Source organism: Stutzerimonas sp., assembly GCF_982611455.1.
Genome location: NZ_CEXBBO010000049.1, coordinates 1 through 20,457 on the forward strand (window position 1 = coordinate 1; position 20,457 = coordinate 20,457).

21 protein-coding genes and 1 pseudogene are annotated in these 20,457 nt (G+C 55.5%); 8 read left to right on the forward strand and 14 right to left on the reverse strand.

What is annotated here, in order from left to right; genetic code table 11:
- Positions 1 to 182: 182 nt before the first annotated feature.
- Entirely contained in the window at positions 183 to 752 is a 570-nt protein-coding gene (locus tag AC2LD7_RS20175; RefSeq protein WP_484599444.1) for a recombinase family protein, read from the reverse strand.
- 275 nt (positions 753 to 1,027) lie between these two features.
- Between AC2LD7_RS20175 and AC2LD7_RS20180 the strand changes: the two genes are divergently transcribed.
- Together AC2LD7_RS20180 and AC2LD7_RS20185 are read left to right on the forward strand one after the other, a co-directional pair.
- Positions 1,028 to 1,492 (forward strand): hypothetical protein, encoded by a 465-nt coding sequence (locus AC2LD7_RS20180; RefSeq protein ID WP_484599445.1) that lies wholly within the window; start codon positions 1,028 to 1,030, stop codon positions 1,490 to 1,492.
- Between the two features lie 57 nt (positions 1,493 to 1,549).
- On the forward strand, positions 1,550 to 2,083 hold the full coding sequence (locus tag AC2LD7_RS20185) for a hypothetical protein (protein WP_484599446.1): 534 nt from the start codon (positions 1,550 to 1,552) through the stop codon (positions 2,081 to 2,083).
- Positions 2,084 to 2,485: 402 nt separating this feature from the next.
- Here AC2LD7_RS20185 and AC2LD7_RS20190 read toward each other — a convergent pair whose 3' ends face one another.
- The 6 genes from AC2LD7_RS20190 to AC2LD7_RS20215 all read right to left on the reverse strand — a co-directional run bounded on the left by AC2LD7_RS20190 (position 2,486) and on the right by AC2LD7_RS20215 (position 7,001).
- Positions 2,486 to 2,761: a hypothetical protein gene (locus tag AC2LD7_RS20190; protein ID WP_484599447.1), complete on the reverse strand. Its 276-nt coding sequence runs from the start codon at positions 2,759 to 2,761 to the stop codon at positions 2,486 to 2,488.
- The gene (locus AC2LD7_RS20195) at positions 2,758 to 3,237 is read right to left on the reverse strand and encodes a hypothetical protein (protein ID WP_484599448.1); all 480 of its coding nucleotides are present in this window, start codon (positions 3,235 to 3,237) and stop codon (positions 2,758 to 2,760) included. The genes AC2LD7_RS20190 and AC2LD7_RS20195 overlap by 4 nt, the downstream gene beginning before the upstream one ends.
- A 280-nt stretch (positions 3,238 to 3,517) precedes the next feature.
- On the reverse strand, positions 3,518 to 4,726 hold the full coding sequence (locus AC2LD7_RS20200) for a hypothetical protein (RefSeq protein WP_484599449.1): 1,209 nt from the start codon (positions 4,724 to 4,726) through the stop codon (positions 3,518 to 3,520).
- Positions 4,727 to 4,919: 193 nt separating this feature from the next.
- A complete protein-coding gene (locus AC2LD7_RS20205; RefSeq protein ID WP_484599450.1) occupies positions 4,920 to 5,126 on the reverse strand; it encodes a hypothetical protein in 207 nt (68 codons plus the stop codon).
- Positions 5,127 to 5,273: 147 nt separating this feature from the next.
- Complete coding sequence (locus AC2LD7_RS20210; protein WP_484599451.1) at positions 5,274 to 5,696, reverse strand: hypothetical protein; 423 nt, start codon at positions 5,694 to 5,696, stop codon at positions 5,274 to 5,276.
- An 885-nt stretch (positions 5,697 to 6,581) separates the two neighbouring features.
- On the reverse strand, positions 6,582 to 7,001 hold the full coding sequence (locus AC2LD7_RS20215) for a hypothetical protein (RefSeq protein WP_484599452.1): 420 nt from the start codon (positions 6,999 to 7,001) through the stop codon (positions 6,582 to 6,584).
- 538 nt (positions 7,002 to 7,539) lie between these two features.
- Here AC2LD7_RS20215 and AC2LD7_RS20220 point away from each other — a divergent pair.
- The gene (locus tag AC2LD7_RS20220) at positions 7,540 to 7,815 is read left to right on the forward strand and encodes a hypothetical protein (protein WP_484599453.1); all 276 of its coding nucleotides are present in this window, start codon (positions 7,540 to 7,542) and stop codon (positions 7,813 to 7,815) included.
- An 86-nt stretch (positions 7,816 to 7,901) separates the two neighbouring features.
- On the opposite strand, the pseudogene AC2LD7_RS20225 reads toward AC2LD7_RS20220, so the two are convergent.
- From AC2LD7_RS20225 to AC2LD7_RS20240, 4 genes and pseudogenes are all read right to left on the reverse strand, one after another.
- Positions 7,902 to 8,060, reverse strand: a pseudogene (locus tag AC2LD7_RS20225) (FKBP-type peptidyl-prolyl cis-trans isomerase); the annotation flags it as partial.
- Between the two features lie 49 nt (positions 8,061 to 8,109).
- Positions 8,110 to 8,463, reverse strand: a complete 354-nt coding sequence (locus AC2LD7_RS20230; protein ID WP_484599454.1) for a YkgJ family cysteine cluster protein — start codon at positions 8,461 to 8,463, stop codon at positions 8,110 to 8,112.
- Between the two features lie 70 nt (positions 8,464 to 8,533).
- On the reverse strand, positions 8,534 to 8,827 hold the full coding sequence (locus AC2LD7_RS20235; protein ID WP_484599455.1) for a GNAT family N-acetyltransferase: 294 nt from the start codon (positions 8,825 to 8,827) through the stop codon (positions 8,534 to 8,536).
- An 84-nt stretch (positions 8,828 to 8,911) separates the two neighbouring features.
- A complete protein-coding gene (locus AC2LD7_RS20240; protein WP_484599456.1) occupies positions 8,912 to 9,223 on the reverse strand; it encodes a hypothetical protein in 312 nt (103 codons plus the stop codon).
- Positions 9,224 to 9,436: 213 nt separating this feature from the next.
- Here AC2LD7_RS20240 and AC2LD7_RS20245 point away from each other — a divergent pair, with 213 nt between their 5' ends.
- The gene (locus AC2LD7_RS20245; protein WP_484599457.1) at positions 9,437 to 10,624 is read left to right on the forward strand and encodes an acetyl-CoA C-acyltransferase family protein; all 1,188 of its coding nucleotides are present in this window, start codon (positions 9,437 to 9,439) and stop codon (positions 10,622 to 10,624) included.
- Positions 10,625 to 10,751: 127 nt separating this feature from the next.
- Positions 10,752 to 11,660 (forward strand): chemotaxis protein CheW, encoded by a 909-nt coding sequence (locus AC2LD7_RS20250; protein ID WP_484599458.1) that lies wholly within the window; start codon positions 10,752 to 10,754, stop codon positions 11,658 to 11,660.
- Between the two features lie 60 nt (positions 11,661 to 11,720).
- Here the strand turns inward: AC2LD7_RS20250 and AC2LD7_RS20255 are convergent, their stop codons facing one another.
- Complete coding sequence (locus AC2LD7_RS20255; RefSeq protein ID WP_484599459.1) at positions 11,721 to 12,839, reverse strand: SMP-30/gluconolactonase/LRE family protein; 1,119 nt, start codon at positions 12,837 to 12,839, stop codon at positions 11,721 to 11,723.
- Between the two features lie 406 nt (positions 12,840 to 13,245).
- Here AC2LD7_RS20255 and AC2LD7_RS20260 point away from each other — a divergent pair, with 406 nt between their 5' ends.
- The gene (locus AC2LD7_RS20260; RefSeq protein WP_484599460.1) at positions 13,246 to 15,609 is read left to right on the forward strand and encodes a DNA polymerase II; all 2,364 of its coding nucleotides are present in this window, start codon (positions 13,246 to 13,248) and stop codon (positions 15,607 to 15,609) included.
- Positions 15,610 to 15,639: 30 nt separating this feature from the next.
- Here AC2LD7_RS20260 and AC2LD7_RS20265 read toward each other — a convergent pair whose 3' ends face one another.
- The gene (locus tag AC2LD7_RS20265; RefSeq protein ID WP_484599461.1) at positions 15,640 to 16,359 is read right to left on the reverse strand and encodes a TIGR04283 family arsenosugar biosynthesis glycosyltransferase; all 720 of its coding nucleotides are present in this window, start codon (positions 16,357 to 16,359) and stop codon (positions 15,640 to 15,642) included.
- Positions 16,352 to 17,050, reverse strand: coding sequence for a TIGR04282 family arsenosugar biosynthesis glycosyltransferase (locus AC2LD7_RS20270; protein WP_484599462.1), 699 nt, complete (start codon positions 17,048 to 17,050; stop codon positions 16,352 to 16,354). The genes AC2LD7_RS20265 and AC2LD7_RS20270 overlap by 8 nt, the downstream gene beginning before the upstream one ends.
- A 136-nt stretch (positions 17,051 to 17,186) precedes the next feature.
- Here AC2LD7_RS20270 and arsS point away from each other — a divergent pair, with 136 nt between their 5' ends.
- Both arsS and AC2LD7_RS20280 read left to right on the forward strand, forming a co-directional pair.
- The gene (gene arsS, locus AC2LD7_RS20275) at positions 17,187 to 18,164 is read left to right on the forward strand and encodes an arsenosugar biosynthesis radical SAM (seleno)protein ArsS (RefSeq protein ID WP_484599463.1); all 978 of its coding nucleotides are present in this window, start codon (positions 17,187 to 17,189) and stop codon (positions 18,162 to 18,164) included.
- A 48-nt stretch (positions 18,165 to 18,212) separates the two neighbouring features.
- Positions 18,213 to 20,357: an FAD-dependent oxidoreductase gene (locus AC2LD7_RS20280; RefSeq protein ID WP_484599464.1), complete on the forward strand. Its 2,145-nt coding sequence runs from the start codon at positions 18,213 to 18,215 to the stop codon at positions 20,355 to 20,357.
- Positions 20,358 to 20,457: the final 100 nt, after the last annotated feature.

Sequence of the window (20,457 nt, forward strand, 5' to 3'; positions counted from 1 at the left end):
CTGGGTCAAATTTCAATCGGCAAGGTGGGTCAATTTTCCATCAGCGCCAACAATCATAGAGAACGTCGTTCTATGGTGCTGTTTGAGCACTGTTATAGGGGTTTGCGGCTGCGTTTGAGAGGTGTTTGGCAGGCATAAAGAAGCCCCGCATTAGGCAGGGCTGTTGTGTGGCTGGTAGTCGGTTACGCCGCGACATTCCACAAACGTTTAACTGTGCTCAAGCTGCACTCTAACTCCTTGGCTGCTGCTGTTTGTGAGAACCCAGCAACCTTCAGAGCCTGTACTTTGTCAGCGGATGCAGCGGCAGGGCGACCCAAAGTCTTGCCTTCAGACTTCGCTCTGCTCAAGCCTGCTTGTGTACGCTCAATAAGTAGATCGCGCTCAAACTCAGCAACCGAGGCGATAACGCTCATTGTCATCTTTCCGGCTGGGCTGGTGAGGTCTACGCCACCCAAGGCGAGGCAGTGAACACGGACACCCGTCGAAGCCAACAACTCAACGGTAGAGCGAACGTCCATCGCATTACGGCCGAGACGGTCGAGCTTGGTGACAACCAGCACGTCAGACGCTTCCATGCGTTCTAGAAGCTTCTGAAAGCCTTTACGCTCATTGGCAGGCACAGAACCAGACACCTGTTCTTCAATGATGCGTTGGGGCTGAATATCGAAGCCTGCACTACGAATCTCTTGCACTTGGTTTTCTGTTACCTGTCCGGTGGTGCTGACGCGGCAGTAAGCGAAGGTGCGGGACATGGTGAAATCCTTAGGGTGTCAAAAACGTAGACTCATAATAATTCATGGTGTCAGAATGTCAATACCTATTTTATGACACCTTAAAAATTCTGATTGCCGCTAGGTTCGTAAACGACCGTTTCTGACACCATCGTATCAGCGCAGCGGCTACCCATACTGATGTTAGGATGATGGCAATATAAACCAAGGGACCCGCCATGCTCCGACTAGGCTTAGTTATTCTCCTGAGTGTTGGCTTGCCAGCGTTTGCCGATGAAATGAGCCTGGAGGAGCAGATGAAATGGCTCGAAGAGAAAGGAGCCTGTGAGGATGACAGATTTCGCTTCGAGGATCGGCGTTCGGGCGCGTTGGTTTTTATGGAGGATGTGCTGATGGCTGTCTCGGGGACAGGGGATTCGATGGTTAGCCGTCTGGTTGGTGACATGGCTGTATACCAGATAGGACAAACACCCGACCTAACGCTTGTGAAACTATACGAGTATGCACAGCGGCAGGATGTAAAGAGCGAGATCAGCAACCACCTGGACAGCGTCGTAAAGGAAGTCGAGCGGCTGGAATTGACAAAGATGACCTTGGAGAACCCAGCACTGCAAGTCACCTTGTTATGCAATATTCAAAACATGCTGCGTGGAGAATCCTTTGAGTATCAACGTGACCTTGAAACCTACGCTCGGTCGCTCAATCGAAAAGTCTTACACCAGAACGTAAAGGCTCTACAAGACCTCACCCAACCTAGGTAGACGCTACTAGGTTAGTGTCCTGTGGACTCGGGTAAAATCAAAACGAAAGGAATAAAAATGTCTTCCAAGTCCTCTGCCACGATTGTTGGAGTTTCTATCGTGTTGGCTGCTGCCATCATGACCGTGCCGGGTCTGATCGAGCAGCGTGAAAACGATAACCTGCTTAGCACAACGAACGGTGCGGTTCGGCTTGGGAAGATATATAGCGAATCTTTAAAAATGCGATTGAGCGTGACTGAGACTGAGACTGGTAATGAATTCTTGGTGATCGATGCGCCTATAGATCGGCTGGAAGGCTTTGCAAAAACTAAGGTGGAGCAGATGCTCGAAGCAACCAATCGGACCCGTACTCCTAACGAACCAAAACTCAGCTATGAGTCTGCTAGTCTCCTAGTTCATATGACCGTAAACCTTAAAACTTACGTGGCCTATAGCAGCGAGTATCATCCCTTATTTGAGCTTGAACTTGATGAGCGTAAGACAACTGCTGGCGTGGGAGCATACGTTAGCAAAACTCTTAAACAAGCGCTGGAGCACGGGCGGCAGGTTCAAGCCCGGTTTGAAGAGCAGCACCAACTCCTGAAGCTATGACTGGTTAACAGACGGTCATTATAACTACAGTTGACCTCTCATGCTCAGATGCTTGAGCGCTGTCACTTGCCGGGCGTTGTCATCAACCTTCGATTCGATACGGCCGATACGGTTCTCAAGATACAAAAGCGTCTGGTCTGCCACGGTTGGTGAATATGTGCTTTGTAGCTGATGTGTAATTACAAGCAAGCAGGCAAGTTGCATTGATAAGAGTATTGTTCGGAACATTTAACACCTTTGTTGTTATTATTGATCGCGTACTACGTGGGAGAAGCCATCAGGCTTAGCACTTAGCCATTACAGCTTAGTAAACATAAGCCCTGTAGCCTGTTTGTTGTGATAGTGCAGGGGAGGGAAACCCCTCCTGTCTGCCTGTTTCTAATGTGTTATCTTATAACAATATTAAGAGCATTCTTTCTTGAACGATGGCGATGCTTGCAGCATATCTCGTGTTGATACTATCCCCCTAGATTTGAGATATTCATAGACAACTGCGTCAACGCCATCAGCTTGTATGGTGATAACTCCACTCTTTCGAAGAGAGGCGACAGAGCTTTGATCCAGTTGCGTCAGAAGCACTTCACCGGCACTGACAACGAAGTAGTCGCCTTTAACTAAAGTCTTGATAGCAGCCGTTGGCTGTGTTTGAAAGGCAGAGAGGATGTCCTGAGCTTTCATTGCTGCACCTCCTGCAACTGATCTTCTACTTGTTTGCGAACCTTCTCTTCGAGCTTGGCTTGCTTGGCTTTCTCAGCATCCACAGCTTTCTGATGCTCAGCTTGCAACGCCTGCTCAATCAGAGTTGTCTTATGGGCTTCAAAATTAGCTGCGATGGCTTCGGAATACTGCCGCTCTACCTCTTCCTTGATAAGCAACAAATCTTCTTTCTGCTGGTCCTTCGGCTTTGAAAGGAAGCAACTGACTGCACCTAAGGAGGAGGCTGGTAGAGACTCGTTCAGTGTGTAGCCTTCGGAGGTGAGTTGTTGAAATTGCTTCAGCATAACGGGCAGAGGCCCACTGATACGAACACAAGACATTGCAGTATTTTTGTAGACTTGCTCGTTCTCCCAGACTTTAGTCTTCAACTCGAAATCAGAAGGGGCGATGGCGGTGGTGCTGACTTTGATATAGTTTGTATTGAATGTGTTTTGCATTTTTGTTTCCTTCTTTATGGTGACTGCCGTTAGTGGCGTTCTAAGGGCGATAAAGCCCCATTAATTGCACTTCGTGAAGAGCAAAAGCTTAGGTTTAGGGTTTGATTGTCACTGCGTGACTAGATGGAAATACTCCAGTAGTCTTACAAAATGCTCTGAAAGTGTGGCAGGGAAAATAGACTATAAATGCTCTGGAGCCTTAGTGCTGTCTATGTTTCAGAGTAGGGGATAGTCAGATTATCGGTAACATATTCTGGAGTAGATGCTGCTGTAAGTTTCTTTAGAAAGGGCACATTTGTTCTTGAACGAACTGGTAATGTTGATCGTGAATGTAGGTTGTCGATAGGTTGCCAGTTATGCGTTCATATTCTTCAGCACACTCAAGCTCAAAATTGAATCTCCATTCTCTATCCGCAGCAACTCTTTTGGCATCACGCTCTTGACGTTCCAATAACATCTGATTGCGTTGTTCCAGGCGCTGTAGCTGTAGACGTTCGTACTCGGCAACAGCGGCTTCACGTGCATGCTGGCACTCCCAAGCCAAGTCAGGTAGGCGGAGCGGTTTACCAAGCAATACAGGCTCTATAAGCTCTAATGCCTTAGAAGCAGCAGCGTCGTTACCATCTTTTGAAAGCTCCTCATTTATGAAGAAATCCAAGTCACTGTCCCATCGCAGATTAGAAAGAAAGCGCTGTGCATCTGTGAGGTCTGAATCTTGGCGATAGTTCGCAAGCCGGGCTATCTCATCAAACGTAACCTTAGCAAGTGAATACGAATCGAACTTCAGATTGAAGACTTCCTTTGATTGCAGCTCAGCTTGAATATGACGCAGTTGATCTACACCCAAAGATTTAAGATCAACCGGCTTATCAAGAAGACAAACCTTCTTATCGAACCAATCCAGCAATGATACTTTTGCAAGCTTCTTCGGCTGGCACTGCTTTTTAAACGATCTTAGAATGTCGTCACCAAGATAATTGAAGATCAGGTTGAAAATGTGAGCCCTCGGCATCTTCTCGTCTACAAGCCAGCGAGGCTTCAGGCTTGCTCGGCTGATGCTCTTGCCCCCAGAGAAGTATTTGTTGCCGTGCCTACGGTTGAAGGCTGCTCGCTGTACCACTAGGTTACTGGGGTGTAGGCAGCCAATCTTTCCAGCGATTCCGCATACTGGGAAAATGTGGCTCAGTTCGTAAGCGCGCTCCTTTGTTTTGAAGGCAGAAGCTTTATTGCAATACGACCAGATAGTGTGAAGCTCTACAAACGAAGCTGTCGTGTGGCCACGCAGTATTTCAACAGACCCAGCACGGCGAACTTCGTATGCAACGTATGTTAGAAATCCTGTTTTGGTTAGAGCGGTATGCAGTGCCGAAATTTTATCTTGTGCTTTTCTAAAAGCAGATTGCTTGCACGCAGCAGAGCAATACTTGGCATCTACTCGTGATGGTGTGAAACGCTTCTTACACTGAGTGCAAGTGATCCTCTTTGACATTGTTAGTATCCTCGAAAAACGGGAGTTGAGATTGTTGTTGTTTGCAAATCAGTACGTTCAAAAAGTGCGTGAGGTTACAGGTCTCACCGCTGGCCTTGTACAGATTGAGAAGCACTGATGCAGCTTGGTCACTGAGCTTAATTTTCATAATGTTTTCTCTTTCTAAAAAGCTGAGGGGCTTGTGGTTACTGGGTCAGTCATCAGTCAAAGCCTCCGCAAACACTTCAAGTGCTGCCAATTGAGCAGGGGTATGCAATTTCAAAAGAAGTGTGCGAACCTTTTCCCTTCGATAGTAGATGAGCGCATTACAAAGGTTGCTGCACTTGCGTTGATGGCTTCGTGTTGGTGTAAATAACTCACTACATACACAGCACGAGATTTGCTCTTTTTCTTCAGGCATAGCGATGTTCTCCAGTTCAGGTTAGGATATGAGTTAACGGAGGTATTTGAGTCAGTAAATACGGGGGCTGTAAAGCAGCAAAAGTTGCAAGTGGCATAACCGGTAGGGTTGCAAGGTTTTGTGCTCTACAGATCAGTAAATACGTTATTAACTGTACTTTGCTAAATACGCTTTAGCAGCTACGACACCCATACCAAACACTTCGTTAAGGTCGTTCTCATTGGCGTCGGGGTGGTTAGCGATCCAATTACATACAGTCGTCAGCCGATCCGCATACTTCTCGATCTGCTCTTCTCGGTAGTAAAGGCGCTGAGGCTTTGCCACTGGTACTTGAGACTTATCTTTGCGAGTGCGGACAATGTAGTCTTCTACGTATTCAGATCTGCTCATCAGATCACCGATGTCCATCAGCAAGCCGGGATTACCAAGCAACCATTTGTCAAGGACAGCAATAGTTTTATCTGAGGCTGGTACATATTTCTCAACCTTCGTTTCGGCGGGGCTGTGCTTGAGAGAAATAACTTTCAAGATCAGGTTAGAAGGTTTGTTGATAATAAAATAGTTGGGCATGATGGCCTCCTTGTGGAGACTCTGATTATTCTGGGGCAAGCTCCGACGTTAGTTTTGTCCTTTTGGCTTGTTATAGAATTTTTAGAGTCAAGTTGATTTTAGGGTTGTAGGAGTTGGACTACTTCGTCTATGGTTTGGGTTGCACCTGGAAATTTGGAAAATTCAGCTACCGCTTTCAGTAGCTTGGTTTTACTGTTCCAATACTCGGCAGCAGCTAAATCAATTCTATTGATTGGATGGTTTCTGTTAGGCGACCTGCCATCTGTCAGCAATGACACAAGCCGCTCGTAACCTTGAATATTCGTCAAATTTATATTGTCAGCCCATCTATTAAATTGGGAGTGGCAAGTCTTGCTACACAGTTTTTTTGAGCTTCTGGTCGTTGCCATATCTGAAGCACACCACAGGCATTGTCTTGTTACCAAAGTCATCTTTTAATTCTCCATTGTTTGAAATTTGGATCGTTAGTAAAATAAGCTCAAAAAGAAGGGGCAAACACAGTTGCCCCTTCGGGTGTTGCAATAAAGGTAACCGCAAAGACATTTCAACCTTAGATCGTGAAACCAATAGGGAATAAGGAACGCTCTCTGATTGCGTGAGAGGCCTAATGGTTAGAGCAAAATTAAAGGTTGCTTGCAGGATTAGTTTGCCTAACCCGTGGAATCATATTGAAAGGCTGAGTCAAACCTGTGTAAGTGACCGGACACGCAGAAACAAAAAATCACCGAGTAGCCGGTGTTAAGTGTTTGGATGAGAGGTTTAGCTGGGAGACATAAAATGTATTTTCTATATATTGTATATATTAACTGATTCGATCGATAAATAGCAACACTACGGTCCATATAATCGAATTATACTTATACTTGCCGACGAACGGTTATAGCTTTAATCCGTTATAGTCGTAGGTTCTTCAATTAAATGTTTATTCAATACGGAGAAGCGGCGAACTCTGCCTTTATCAAAGAAGTGTTCAAGGTTGTGCGGCTTCTGTACTTTGATGGCTGATGCCATGCGTTCTAACCGACCATCCGTGCAAACCCTGCCTAACACCCGCACATCCGCAGAAAAGGTTTTATTTGCAATCTCTTGAAGATCGCTGATTCGTTCAGGAGCGAGGATGCTCAGATAGGCTTGAAAATTCTTTTCCCTGTTCAACAGTTGAATCCGTAATAGGAACGGGTGATCGGGATGGCGACGGCGTAGGAGCTGCTTGAAAGCAACCATGTCATCGAGCAGGGCAATGCTGTCTGAAGCATCTGAATAGAAGACAGAGTGCTGATGGTGCCAAGGGTGGGCACGGAGCATTGAGAGATATTTCCTCTTGGTCTTGTCTTCACTTACCTCTGACACCTAGTACCCCTCCTGAGAATCAAATTCTTTCCTATACCTACCTTCGATCTGTGATGGTGGCGGCTGTGTATCATCTGGCTACGGGATAGACGCAGCAAGGGGTTACACGGAAAAGGAGTGTACTCTGATTTTCAGAATGTATGCATTAGTAGTGCGGTAATCTTCTGGGGCGTAACTGCCCTTATGTGAGTGTCGTATGCTACAGCGTGTGAAATTGCATTATTTGGCTGTAGCTGAGTCGCCGCACGACTGAAATCCCTATCGTCTTTTTCAACTACGATTTTCCCCACGAAAACCCCTGTTCCGTTCGATGTTCAGGGGAAGGCGAAGGACAGTAAACCGATCACGTTGGCTTTTCAGGAATCGGGCAAGGCCGATACGTGTAGCGATGCAATCCGACGGACGGCAAGCTATTTCGTGTTGGAAATGCTCGCTGATCCTTATATGTAGGGGGCACGCGATTTCTGGGTGCCTCCAATCTTGGAGAAACGAAATGCATAAACGAAACGATCTGCTTTCACTGCTCAAGTCAGCTATCGCCTTGCTACGTCAGAGAGGTGAACGCCTCGTTAAGACATCTGACGTCATCCGCGTGGCGGAAGGAGTGTTCCTATCAAATCGGGGTATGAATGTTCAGCTCTCCCGCAATGCAGGTTTTGGCCGGGCGCTGTCAAGATTTTCTGATCAGCTTGGAATTTCGCACATGGGAAGTGTGCGGATTAGAGATGACGCGGGCAATCGCACCCGTTCTGCGACCTGGGCGATCTAAGCAGTAACTGGTCCACTGTGTATTTGGATGACTTGCGTACGCGGTGGGCTATACCACGATTTATGGAAAGCCTACTTTCGCTATACCTGCTCCCAGCCCTTGATGACCCGGCCGGTGCCGATTACGCACTGGAAGGGTTTGCCGCGCTCGTAGGATGAGTCGAAAGGGGTGCCGTCTTCGAGCTGGCCTTTGTATTGGGTGGTAATCAGCGCGCCTTTCACGACTTCCTTGCCGTCGCCCAGCAGAACGTCCTAGATTTGCAGTTCGTTGCTCATCAATCTCTCTCGTCTATGCCTAGACCAGCACTTGGCGCGTGCTGGCAATGAGTTGGTGCACCTGCTTTTCCACACGAGGCGCGGTTGGAACTTCCGGGCCGCGACCGCGTGGGCAAGGCAAGCTTTCGGTGGTGCCGAACAGCCTGCAGATCAGCGGCCGCTCAGCGTAGGCTTCGCAGCCGTTGAGGCCGAGGTGTACGCAGTTCCACGCCGCGAGCGCCACGTTGTGTTCGGCGTCGCTGCGATGTGGCAAGCGCGCCATTTCTTCAGATGAGGCGGTCACCGGCCCGCAGCAATCGTGACAGCCAGGCTCGCAGGCGAAGCTGGGAATCTGGCGGCGTAGTTGGTCGATCTGGCGGTTGGTACAAGTCATGCGAGGCGCTTCAGATTGGGGGCCGGCATGTTACCCGTCTACGTGACGGATGCCTGCCCCATCGGTGCTTTCATTGGGCCTCGATGATGTCGTTCCAGTCCGGGTGCTTCTTTACATAGGCGGCGACAAATTCGCAGACGGGCACGATGCGCTTGCTGCGCCGGCGAGCATCGTCGAGCGACTCGCGAATCAACATGCTGCCCATGCCCTGACCTTCGAGGCTCTGATCCACTTCGGTGTGCGTGAATACCTGGCGGTCGCCGTCCTCTTGGTATTCGGCAAAGCCGAGCGCTTGGCCATTGATTTCCAGCAGATAACGCTGTTGGTCTTCGTCATGTCGGACGTTCGCGTTGTTCTCTTTCATCGGTGGGTTTCCTTCTGATGAGATGCAGGGGAGCGCAGTGGATGCGAGCCAGGAATGGTCCCGATGCCCCTTGTGGCGGCCGAGCTACAACTCGTCGACCAGCCGTTTGCCCAGTTCCGTGCCGTGCTCGAGCGCTTCGTCGAAGCTGCGGTAATGCTGCGTTTGATCGACGTTTACCGGGACGACGATCTCACGGTCTTTCACCACCTCGGCCCCTACGGCCCAAAGCGTTTCACCGAAGGTTTCGTACTCGTATCCGGTGATATGCACGATGACGTCGTGGTCGCGATAGACCAGCCGATGACTGTGCGGAATCTGGTGGTTGCTGCCGCTCGGGATGTGTGCGGGCGTATCGAAGTAGGGTTGTTCGGCGTCCGGTTTGACTGCCTTGCTCATTTCGGGACCTCCATGGGGTTATCTGGATTGGGCCCGGGGCGGTCGCTCATCGTTCCCGACGTTTGTCGTCAGTTTGGTGACTATCGGGTTCTGCAAATTCGCAGAGCCGTTCTGCGATCATCCGTATTGTTCTCAGGCGCTATCCCGCTAGGATCGACCAACCTCTGTGCCGCTTCGACCGGCGCGATCTGAAATCGAATGGAAGAAAACACCATGGCTGAACGCGAAATCGTCATTGTCGGCGCCGTCCGTACACCGATTGGCTCCTTTGGCGGCGCGCTGAAGGATGTCGACCTCACCTCCCTTGCCACCACGGTCTGTCGCGGCGTTCTGGAACGTTCCGGGACGCCGCCGGATGCGGTTGGTCACGTGGTGATGGGCAACGTGATACCCACCGAACCCCGAGACGGCTATCTGGCGCGAGTGGCCGCCGTGGATGCCGGCATTCCGCTGGAAACGCCGGCGTTCAACGTCAATCGCCTGTGCGGGTCGGGCCTGCAGGCGGTGATTTCCGCCGCGCAGTCGATCCTGCTCGGCGATACCGATTTGGCCATTGGTGGTGGTGCCGAAAGCATGAGCCGCGGCCCCTTCATCCTGCCCAATCTGCGCTGGGGGGCGCGCCTCGGTGACAGCGCGGCGATCGACTACATGAACACGCTGCTGCACGATCCTTGGGGCAAGTTCCACATGGGTGTAACCGCAGAGAACGTCGCTGAGCGCTACGGCATCAGCCGTGAGCAGCAGGATGCACTGGCATTGGAAAGTCAGCAGCGTGCCGTCCGTGCTTTGGAGAACGGTTACTTTCGCGAACAGATCGTTCCGGTCGAGATCGCGACCCGCAAGGGCAGCGTTTTGTTCGACACCGACGAGCATCTGCGCCCCGACCTCACCTTGGAGCGCCTTGCGGCACTGAAGCCGGTGTTCAAAAACGAAAATGGCACCGTGACCGCCGGCAATGCGTCCGGTCTGAACGACGGTGCCGCGGCGCTGATACTGGCCGAGGCGGGGCGGGCACGGTCGTTGGGGCTGAAGCCGATGGCGCGCCTGGTCGGATATGCCCATGCCGGTGTCGATCCTGCTTACATGGGCATCGGGCCTGTGCCAGCTGTGCGCAAGGTTCTGGAACGTACCGGTATCCGTCTGGAACAGATTGATGTGATCGAAGCCAACGAGGCGTTCGCCGCGCAGGCCTGTGCCGTGATGCAGGAGCTCGGTTTGGATCCTGCACGGGTAAACCCGAACGGCTCGGGTATCTCGCTCGGCCATCCGGTCGGTGCTACGGGCGCAATCATCAGCGTCAAGGCGGTGCACGAGTTGCAGCGCGTTCAGGGACGCTATGCCCTGGTCACGATGTGCATCGGTGGCGGACAGGGGATTGCAGCGATTTTCGAGCGCGTCTGATTGCGGGAAAGCCGACATCTCGTCGGGCGCGGTTGGTTTTCGACTGAAGATTTCGCCGCGCCAGCCGACAAGGCTGTAGCGAGGTGATATCCCAGCACGAGACCGGCTTTCCCTATCAGGACTATCCATGAATAACGCATCCGCCACCGACTCCTTATCGCTTCTGCTGTTCACGCTTCGCAGCGGCAAGCAGATGGCGATCAATCTGTTGAAGGTCAGCGAGATAATCCCGACCCCGTCGTTGACGCGGCTGCCTGAGGCGCACCCCCATGTGCGTGGCGTCGCCACGCTGCGCGGTCAGCCGCTGTCGGTCATTGATCTGAGCCTGGCCATCGGCATGGCGCCGCTGCAGGATCCGAAAGGCGGCTGCCTGATCGTCACCGAAATCAGTCGATCGAAGCAGGGCCTGCACGTGCAGTCGGTGGTTAAGATCGTCCACATTCAGTCCTCGAAAATTTTGCCGCCGCCCTACGGTGCGCGAATCAGTTCGTTCATTACCGGCACGGCCGACATCGACGGTGAGCTGATCCAGATTCTTGACGTGGAAAAGGTGATGCACAACATTGCGCCGGTTCCGATCGAGGCAGACATTTCCCACCTCGATGACCAAGACGCACAGCTGCTCACCGAAACCCGCGCGCTGATCGTCGATGACAGTCAAGTTGCGATCCACATGTCGGTATCGGCGCTGAGCAAGATGGGCGTGACCTGCCATGCGGTGCGTAGCGCCCGCGAGGCCTTCGAGAAGCTCGACAGCCTGAAAGATACCCACGAGGCGATCAATGTCGTGGTGTCGGACATCGAAATGCCTGAAATGGACGGTTACTCCTTCACCCAGGCGTTGCGCAAGCATCCGGCTTACGCCTCCCTCTACGTGCTCCTGCACACCTCGCTGGATAGCACGATGAGCACCGACAAGGCCAAGGCGGCCGGTGCCAACGACATTCTGACGAAGTTCTCACCGCCGGAATTGGCCAAATGCATGCTTCGGGCTGCGCGGGTGATTCATTTGGGCGAGGATGCCTCGGTCGCCTGATCCAACTACGTTCTGGTTGCAACGGTGACCCACCGCCGGGTCACCATTGCCAACCCCAAGTCAGGCGGCGTGATTGCCAAAGGTCGCGGCGCGGGTGTTGACGTATAACGCATAGATCGAATGGCTGCTGGCCATGAACAGCCGATTGCCCTTGCTGCCGCCGAAGCACAGGTTGGCGCAGCGCTCCGGCAGCCTGATCTTGCCGATCGCCGTTCCCTGTGGATTGAAGATCATCACCCCGTCCAGTTCGGCGGTTTTCGCTTCCGGTGAACCGGAACTGCCCCAACCGCACCAGAGGTTGCCATCTTCGTCGCATTTGATGCCGTCGAGCGCGCCATGGGTGGGTGCTTCGATGTGCTTGCGGCGCTCGCCGAGCGTACCGTCATCGTTGACTGAATAGGCCCAGACGAGACGATTTGGCTTCGCACGGCCTTCGACCACGTAGAGTTCTTTCTCATCAGGCGAGAAGCAAATGCCGTTGGGACCGGCAATCGAGTCGATCACACGGGTTACCGCGCCGGTTTCGCCATCGATACGGTAGACGGCATCCGGCAGTTCGGTCTCGATCTTGTGGCCTTCGTAGTAGTTGGCGGTCTGAAAGGGTGGGTCGGTGAACCAGATCGAGCCGTCCCGTTTGACCGTCAGATCGTTCGGCGAATTGAAGCGCTTACCCTCGAATGTGTCAGCCAACACCGTAATGCTGCCGTCCGGTTCGGTGCGGGTAACTCTGCGGCCCTGACCGTTGGTGGTCGAGCCTTCGCAAGCTAGGAGTCGACCCTGCAGATCGCGGTTCAGGCCGTTGGAGTGGTTCGAGGGTTCGCGATAGGTATCGAACGAGCCGGTGATCTCGTCCCAGCGCATGATCCGGTTCTCTGGAATGTCGCTCACCAGCAGATAGCGGCCGTCGCCGACCCAGACCGGACCTTCAGCCCAGCGCATGCCAGTGGCGAGCTGCTCGACGCTGGCATTGAACAGCCGGTACTTGGCAAAGCTTTCGTCGAGGATTTCCACCAACTCATCCGGGTAGCGCTGAGTCAGCGGCTCTGCAATCGCGAGTCGGGATAGGCCCAGGCTGCCCATCGATGCGACACCCGCCGAGACCATCAGCGAGTTTTTGAGAAAGGCGCGACGGGCATTGCGCGGCTCGTCGGTGGTGGAGTCAGTTTTGCTTATTGTCATGGGGTGCGTCCTACATAGCGTCTTCTTTTCAAAGAGGCGAGGCGAAGCGGCTCTCTCTGCCGGTTCCCGGCAAAGTCAGTCGATACAGAAGCGTTAGCGGTTCAAGTGAGGAGGGCTGTGTACCTGAGGTAACGGCAGCGAAACGCAAGTGGGAGCGGGGGCGGCTGAAGGAGACATGCTGATTCCATTGTTATTATTGATGTAGTTGTCGTACGACATCGCTGAGTATTGTCAGCGATGGGTGGCTTGTCAAAGCCAAACAAAGGCTATTCGGACATTTTAGGCGGCGTTCATGAATCGATACGCCTTAAGAGATCGTATGACATGGCTCCGTCGTGTCATCGCGCCCAACCCGCCAATGCCACGTAGAATGAGCGCCTTCGAAAGCAGATAAGGAAGGCAAACGGTGGATCTTCAGCAGGGCTTCGTCCTGACCCGGCATTGGCGCGATACGGCGGCCGGCACCGAGGTGGAGTTCTGGCTGGCGACCGATGCAGGGCCGCGTCGGCTCCGCGTGCCGTACCAGCCTTCGGTTGCCTTCATTCCGGCGGAGCAACAGCACAAGGTCGAAATGCTGCTCAAGGGCGAGCGCGACGTCGAGTTGCGCCCGTTGAACCTGACCGATTTCCATCATCGACCGGTGGTCGGGCTGTACTGCAAGCAGCATCGTCAGCTGATGAACCTCGACAAGCGCCTGCGCGCGGCGGGGCTCGATGTCTACGAGGGCGATATCCGTCCGCCGGAGCGCTATCTGATGGAGCGCTTCATTACCGCACCCGTCAGCTTCAACGGTCAGCCGGATGCGGAGGGCACGTTGGTCGAGGCGCAGATCAAGCCGACGCCAGACTACCGGCCGCAACTCAGGCTGGTCTCGCTGGACATCGAAACCACCATGCGCGGCGAGCTGTATTCCATTGCGTTGGAAGGTTGCGAGCAGCGCCAGGTTTACATGCTTGGCCCGGCCAATGGCGATGCCAGTGCGGTGGATTTCCAGCTGGAGTATTGCGACAGTCGCAAGCAGCTGATCGAGCGATTGAACGACTGGATGGCGCTGCACGATCCGGACGCCATCATTGGCTGGAACCTGGTGCAGTTCGACCTGCGGGTGTTGCGTGAACAGGCGCAGCGCTATCAGGTGCCGCTGCGCCTGGGGCGCGGTGGGGACGAGATGGCCTGGCGCGAACATGGCAGCCGCAGCAACCACTTTTTCGCCGCGGCGGCGGGGCGGCTGATCATCGACGGCATCGAAGCGCTGCGTTCGGCGACCTGGAGCTTCCAGTCATTCAGCCTGGAAAACGTTGCGCAGACGCTGCTTGGTGAAGGCAAGGCGATCGACACGCCGTATCAGCGCATGGATGAAATCAACCGCATGTTCGCTGAGGACAAGCCGGCCCTCGCACGCTACAACCTCAAGGACTGCGAGCTGGTCACGCGCATCTTCGAGAAGACCGAGCTGCTCACCTTCTTGCTCGAGCGTGCCACAGTCACCGGCCTGCCGGCCGATCGCAGCGGTGGCTCGGTGGCTGCGTTCGAACACCTCTACATTCCGCTGATGCATCGCCAGGGCTTCGTTGCTCCCAATCTCGGCGAGCGACCGCCGGAGGCCAGTCCTGGCGGTTTCGTGATGAACTCGCAACCGGGTCTGTACGAATCCGTGCTGGTGCTGGATTACAAGAGCCTTTATCCCTCGATCATCCGCACCTTTCTCATCGATCCGGTCGGGCTGGTCGAAGGTATGCGCGAACCCGAGGCCGGCGAGTCGGTGCCGGGTTTTCGCGGCGCACGTTTTTCTCGAACGCGGCATTGCCTGCCGGCCATCGTCGAGCGTGTCTGGGAAGGGCGCGAAGCGGCCAAGCGCGACGGCAACAAGCCGTTGTCCCAGGCGCTGAAGATCATCATGAACGCCTTTTACGGCGTGCTCGGCTCCAGTGGTTGTCGCTTTTTCGATCCACGGCTGGCCTCGTCCATCACGCTTCGCGGCCACGAAATCATGCGCCGCACCCGCGAGCTGATAGAGGCCGAGGGTTACAGCGTGATTTACGGCGATACCGACTCCACCTTCGTCTGGCTCAAGCGCGCCCACGACGACGAAGAGGCGGCGCGCATCGGCAAGCGGCTGGTGCAGCGGATCAACCTATGGTGGCGTGAACACCTGCGGCAGGAGTTCGGCCTGGAAAGCGCGCTGGAGTTGCAATTCGAGAGCCACTTCAAGCGCTTTTTGATGCCGACCATTCGCGGCGCGGAGGAGGGCAGCAAGAAGCGCTATGCCGGGCTGGTCACACGCCCCGACGGCAGCGATGGGCTGGTATTCAAGGGCTTGGAAACCGTCCGCACCGATTGGTCGCCGCTCGCCCAACAATTCCAGCGGGAACTGTACCGGCGCATCTTCAACCGCGAGCCCTATCAGGATTATGTGCGCGAATATGTCCGCCGCACGCTGGCCGGTGAGCTGGACGAGTTGCTGATCTTCCGCAAGCGATTGCGTCGTCGCCTGGACGACTATGAGCGCAACGTCCCGCCGCACGTGCGTGCCGCGCGGATCGCCGACGACTACAACTTGCGGCAGGGCCGGCAGCGGCAGTACCAGAACGGCGGCTGGATCAGTTACTTGATTACCGTGGCAGGCCCGGAACCGCTCGAGGTGCGGCGCGCGGCAATCGATTACGACCATTACGTCACCCGCCAGCTACAGCCGATCGCGGACGCCATCCTGCCGTTCGTTGAGGACAGCTTTTCAGCACTGATCGATGAACAGCTCGGGTTGTTCTGAGCCCAACGCGAACATGGTGCCTATCGGGCGCTATTCGTCCGAATCCTCTGGGCGTTGTCCTGTGTAGCGCTGTGCAAGTTGTTCGACAGGCACACCGCATGTGAACTGCAATGCAAGCAGGCGGTTGCGCAGGGAGCGACGCCACCAGCCGTCGCGCTGCCAGCGCCGTGGGTCGACGCGAACGCCATCATCCAGTCGAGTGAATTCTCCGTGTCTGCGTAAGCACTTCACCAGTTCGACTTCTTCGAACAGCGGCCAGGGACTGTGCTGTCCGCAGCGCTTGTAAGCATCAGCTTCGACGAACAGGCCCTGATCTCCATAAGGCACGCCGAACCGGCATCGCAAGTTGATCAGCTGTTCGAGCAGCTTGCCTTGCCAGCCTGTTCGACCGGCAAAACGAAAACGGAAATAGCCGCCGGTTGCACCGCTGGCGATCGCCTTCTGCATCGCTGGCAGTGGGTCGCCATGCAGCTGGGCATCGGCGTGCAAAAACCATAACAACGGATGTCGGGCATGGCTTGCACCCAGGCGCAGTTGCTCACCGCGGCAAGGTTTAGCCGGCAACCAACGTGCCGCGTATCGCTCGCAAAGCTGTCGGCATTGCTCGTTGTCGGCGCCATCCACGACGATGATCTCGCTGATTATTTCAGCTCTCGCGAACAGTTCCCCTAGGCCGTCCAATAGTCGCGCCAAGGCCCGTTCGTCCCGCCAGCAGGGCACGATCACGCTGATGGCGCTGCGCTCAGGCATCGCTGCCAATCCCGAGTCGTTGCAGTACGCGCAGCAGTTGGCGGCGCGCCGGACGATCATCATCGAGCAGTGCGCTGGCAAGGTCCGAGAGATCTTCGGCGTGGTCGATGTCGAACGATTCGCCAGCGATTACAACACTGTGCCCGGCCTGACGGCACAGTTGCGCAAGCGTGCTGCCGAGTTGATCGGTACTCCAGGGCAGCGCGGCAAGATCAGGCCAGGGGCGGTTGGAAGCCATCAACACGACGCCGCCGTCGCGGGCATCGAGCAAAACGGTATCGAACGATTGCAGCAGATCGCTGACATTCTGATAGTCACCTGGGAGCAGGGCGGGGCAATCGCTGCCGATGAAGATCAGCTGGCGCTGGCCTTCATGGCGCAGTTCGCAGTCCAGTTGATTCAGGCGTTGGCCGAGGTTGCCGTCGGATTGCGCTATGCAGGTCGCCTCGACGCCCAGCGAGCTCGCCCACGTCAGGTGCTGTTCCTGATCCGGCGCAATCGCTCGCGGGCCGGGCCATTGATGCAGGTCTTCCAGCGCACAGTCGAGCAACGCCTGTGCCACGACAAACGCCGACTGTTGTCCCAGTGTTGCGGCCAGTCGTTGCTTGGCGTGGCCCAATGCCGGCCGCTTGCACAGCAGGACCAGGCAGGGCGCTGCGGTCTGTTCCGCTGTGGTCGGATCTATAGGCAACGGGGCCTCCTGGCGGTCGGGTGCCGGATTCTTGGCAGGCTTGGCTATGCTTTGATGGAGGGCGCTCGGCATGCACGTTTTTCCGGCAGACTGCGCTTTCGGGCCATCAAACTCAGCAGCTAGAGTAGCGACTGCCATGCGTGACACTTTACCCCTGCTCGATGCGTTGAGCTTCCCATCGATCCGCCGCGGCCATCTCGAGGCGCTGCAGGTCAATCTGACCTACCGCTGTAATCAGCGTTGCCTGCACTGCCACGTCAACGCCGGACCGACACGGGAAGAGGCAATGACTGACGACAGTCTGGCCTTGCTGCATCAGGTGATCGACGCGCACCCAGTGCAGACGCTCGACCTCACCGGTGGCGCGCCGGAGATGCATCCGCGTTTTCGCGAGATCGTCCTACATGCCCGGCGCGAAGGCCTGCGCGTGATCGATCGCTGCAATTTGACGATTCTGAGTGAACCCGGCTTTGAAGGGTTGGCTGCATTTCTGGCCGAGCAACGCGTCGAGGTGACCGCCTCGCTGCCCTGTTATTCGCGGGAAAACGTCGATCGCCAACGTGGCGACGGCGTGTTCGAAGCCAGCATCGCCGGGCTGCGTCAGCTCAACGCGTTAGGCTACGGCGAGGAGAGCGACGGGCTGATTCTCAACCTGGTATTCAACCCGCAGGGTCCGTCGTTGCCGCCGCCACAGGCGCAACTGGAGGCCGACTACAAGGCGCATCTGGCCGAAGATTTCGGCATTCGCTTCAATCACCTGCTGACCATCACCAACCAGCCGATTGCACGCTTTGGCAGCACGCTGGTGAGCAAAGGGCAGTTCAATGGCTACATGCAGCTGCTGCGTGACAGTTACCGGCCGGAAAACCTCGGCGGTGTGATGTGCCGCAATCTGGTTAGCGTCGACTGGCAAGGCTACCTGTACGACTGTGATTTCAATCAGATGCTCGAACTGCCCATGCTACTGCCTGGCCTGATCAATCGTGACCGCGCGCATCTGCGTGATTTGCTGAAATCATCGAGCCTGGATGGCAATCCCATCGCCACCCGTGATCACTGCTACGCCTGCACCGCCGGGCAAGGATCGAGCTGCGGTGGCGCACTGAAGGACTGAAACGGCGCCGCCTGGCGGCCCGCTTTTCCATTGGCAGGGACCTGCATCGTGAAAGCTTCCCGAATGTTATTGATCACGGCAGTCATTGCATTGGTGGCGGCCTTCTTCTTGTTCGATCTTGGCCGCTTCGTTGATCTCGCCACATTCCAGTCGCGGCAGCAGGCGCTCGACGCTCGGGTGGCTGCTGATCCGTGGTTGGCTGCCGGAATTTTCTTCGTGCTATACGTGCTGGTGACTGCGCTGTCGCTGCCGGGCGCAGCGCTGATGACGTTGGTCGGCGGTGCACTGTTCGGCCTGTTCGGCGGGACGCTGCTGGTGTCGTTCGCCTCCACGCTGGGCGCGACCCTGGCCATGCTGATCAGCCGCTTTTTGCTGCGCGACTGGGTGCGATTGCGCTTCGGTCGGAGATTGGCTGCCATCGATCACGGTATTGAGCGAGAAGGCGCGTTCTATCTGTTCGCCTTGCGCCTGGTACCGGCCTTTCCGTTTTTCCTGATTAACCTGGCGATGGGCTTGACGCAATTGCCGGTGCGCAGATTCTGGTGGGTCAGTCAGCTTGGCATGCTTCCTGGGACGCTGGTCTATGTGAACGCCGGGCGAGAGTTGGCGCAGCTGGACTCGCTGGCGGAGGTGTTGTCGCCGGGGCTGATCGGTGCTTTCGTGCTACTTGGATTGCTGCCGTTGCTATCGCGCAAGCTGCTGGGGCTGTTCAAGGCGCGAAAGGTTTATGCAGGCTGGAAGAAACCAGAGCGCTTCGACCGCAATATGGTAGTTATCGGCGCCGGTTCGGGAGGGCTGGTGGCGGCCTATATCGCCGCTGCGGTCAAGGCGAAGGTCACGCTGATCGAGAACGGGCAGATGGGGGGCGACTGCCTGTATACCGGCTGCGTGCCGTCCAAGGCGTTGATTCGCTCTGCGAAGCTGGCCCACGAGCTGAAGCGGGCCGAGCGGCTGGGTTTCAAGGCGGTCAGTGGTGAGGTGGACTTCGCCGCGGTGATGGCGCGCATTCAAAAAGTCATCGCCAGGATCGAGCCGCATGATTCGAACGAACGCTATAGCAGCCTCGGTGTTGAGGTGATCACCGGCGAAGCGAAGATCACATCGCCCTGGACGGTCGAAGTTAACGGCCGATGCTTGAGTACGCGATCCATCGTCATCGCTACGGGAGCGCGACCGTTGATTCCAGATTTGCCCGGCATCGAAGCGGTGGTGCCGTTGACGTCGGAAAATCTCTGGTCGCTGCGCAAACGCCCCGAGCGTCTGCTGATACTCGGTGGCGGGCCGGTCGGCTGTGAACTGGCGCAGGCGATGCAGCGGCTCGGCTGCCAGGTGACGTTGGTGCAGCGCAACGAACGGCTGCTGCCGAAGGAAGACGCCGATGCCAGTGCGGCCGTGGCTGTAAGCCTGCGCAGCGATGGCGTCGATGTGCGGCTGGGACATGAGGCGCTGCGTTTCGAGTCCCATCAGGAGGGGCTGCAGCTGTTCTGCACACGCCTGGAAGATCAGCGTGAAGTGGCATTCGGCTTCGATCAGGTGCTGTTCGCGCTAGGTCGCGTTGCCAGCAGCACAGGATTCTGGGCGGCGACATTGGAACTAGAGATCGGCGCGAAAGATACGCTGCAGACCGACGAGTTTCTGGCCACGCGATTCCCGAACATCTTTGCGGTCGGGGATGTGGCCGGGCCGTTCCAGTTCACGCATACCGCCTCGTATCCGGCCTGGTTCGCCGCGGTGAACGGGCTATTCGGCACCTTCAAGCGTTTCAAGGTCGATTATCGCGTGATCCCTTGGGCAACTTTTACCGACCCCGAGGTGGCGCGCGTTGGGCTCAATGAGCAACAGGCGAAGGAAGAAGGCGTGGCTTTCGAGGTGACCCGCTTCGATCTGCAAGACCTCGATCGCGCCATTACGGATGACATCACCGCAGGCTATATCAAGGTACTTACCGAGCCGGGCAGGGATCGCATTCTTGGGGTCACCATCGTTGGCGAGCATGCTGGCGATCTTATCGCCGAATATGTCGCGGCCATGAAGCATGGGCATGGCCTGAATAAGGTGCTCGGGACCATTCACATCTACCCGACCCTGGTGGAGGCCAACAAGTCGGTAGCCGGCGAATGGAAACGCGCACATGCGCCGGCTCGTCTGCTGCGCTGGGTTGCCCGGTATCACAGGTGGCGCCTCGGTGATTGAAGCCATTGAATTCAAGAAAGCGGATGTTCGCGCATCGCTTAGCCATTAAGGAAACTCTGAAGAAGACTTCCAGATTTTGGCAAAATACCCGGATTCCACC

What these genes read in the sequence shown, in the direction of transcription:
- AC2LD7_RS20175 (WP_484599444.1), bottom strand. Translation starts at nt 752, where the DNA reads ATGTCCCGCACCTTCGCTTACTGCCGCGTCAGCACCACCGGACAGGTA.
- AC2LD7_RS20180 (WP_484599445.1), top strand. Translation starts at nt 1,028, where the DNA reads ATGAAATGGCTCGAAGAGAAAGGAGCCTGTGAGGATGACAGATTTCGC.
- AC2LD7_RS20185 (WP_484599446.1), top strand. Translation starts at nt 1,550, where the DNA reads ATGTCTTCCAAGTCCTCTGCCACGATTGTTGGAGTTTCTATCGTGTTG.
- AC2LD7_RS20190 (WP_484599447.1), bottom strand. Translation starts at nt 2,761, where the DNA reads ATGAAAGCTCAGGACATCCTCTCTGCCTTTCAAACACAGCCAACGGCT.
- AC2LD7_RS20195 (WP_484599448.1), bottom strand. Translation starts at nt 3,237, where the DNA reads ATGCAAAACACATTCAATACAAACTATATCAAAGTCAGCACCACCGCC.
- AC2LD7_RS20200 (WP_484599449.1), bottom strand. Translation starts at nt 4,726, where the DNA reads ATGTCAAAGAGGATCACTTGCACTCAGTGTAAGAAGCGTTTCACACCA.
- AC2LD7_RS20205 (WP_484599450.1), bottom strand. Translation starts at nt 5,126, where the DNA reads ATGCCTGAAGAAAAAGAGCAAATCTCGTGCTGTGTATGTAGTGAGTTA.
- AC2LD7_RS20210 (WP_484599451.1), bottom strand. Translation starts at nt 5,696, where the DNA reads ATGCCCAACTATTTTATTATCAACAAACCTTCTAACCTGATCTTGAAA.
- AC2LD7_RS20215 (WP_484599452.1), bottom strand. Translation starts at nt 7,001, where the DNA reads ATGCTCCGTGCCCACCCTTGGCACCATCAGCACTCTGTCTTCTATTCA.
- AC2LD7_RS20220 (WP_484599453.1), top strand. Translation starts at nt 7,540, where the DNA reads ATGCATAAACGAAACGATCTGCTTTCACTGCTCAAGTCAGCTATCGCC.
- AC2LD7_RS20230 (WP_484599454.1), bottom strand. Translation starts at nt 8,463, where the DNA reads ATGACTTGTACCAACCGCCAGATCGACCAACTACGCCGCCAGATTCCC.
- AC2LD7_RS20235 (WP_484599455.1), bottom strand. Translation starts at nt 8,827, where the DNA reads ATGAAAGAGAACAACGCGAACGTCCGACATGACGAAGACCAACAGCGT.
- AC2LD7_RS20240 (WP_484599456.1), bottom strand. Translation starts at nt 9,223, where the DNA reads ATGAGCAAGGCAGTCAAACCGGACGCCGAACAACCCTACTTCGATACG.
- AC2LD7_RS20245 (WP_484599457.1), top strand. Translation starts at nt 9,437, where the DNA reads ATGGCTGAACGCGAAATCGTCATTGTCGGCGCCGTCCGTACACCGATT.
- AC2LD7_RS20250 (WP_484599458.1), top strand. Translation starts at nt 10,752, where the DNA reads ATGAATAACGCATCCGCCACCGACTCCTTATCGCTTCTGCTGTTCACG.
- AC2LD7_RS20255 (WP_484599459.1), bottom strand. Translation starts at nt 12,839, where the DNA reads ATGACAATAAGCAAAACTGACTCCACCACCGACGAGCCGCGCAATGCC.
- AC2LD7_RS20265 (WP_484599461.1), bottom strand. Translation starts at nt 16,359, where the DNA reads ATGCCTGAGCGCAGCGCCATCAGCGTGATCGTGCCCTGCTGGCGGGAC.
- arsS (WP_484599463.1), top strand. Translation starts at nt 17,187, where the DNA reads ATGCGTGACACTTTACCCCTGCTCGATGCGTTGAGCTTCCCATCGATC.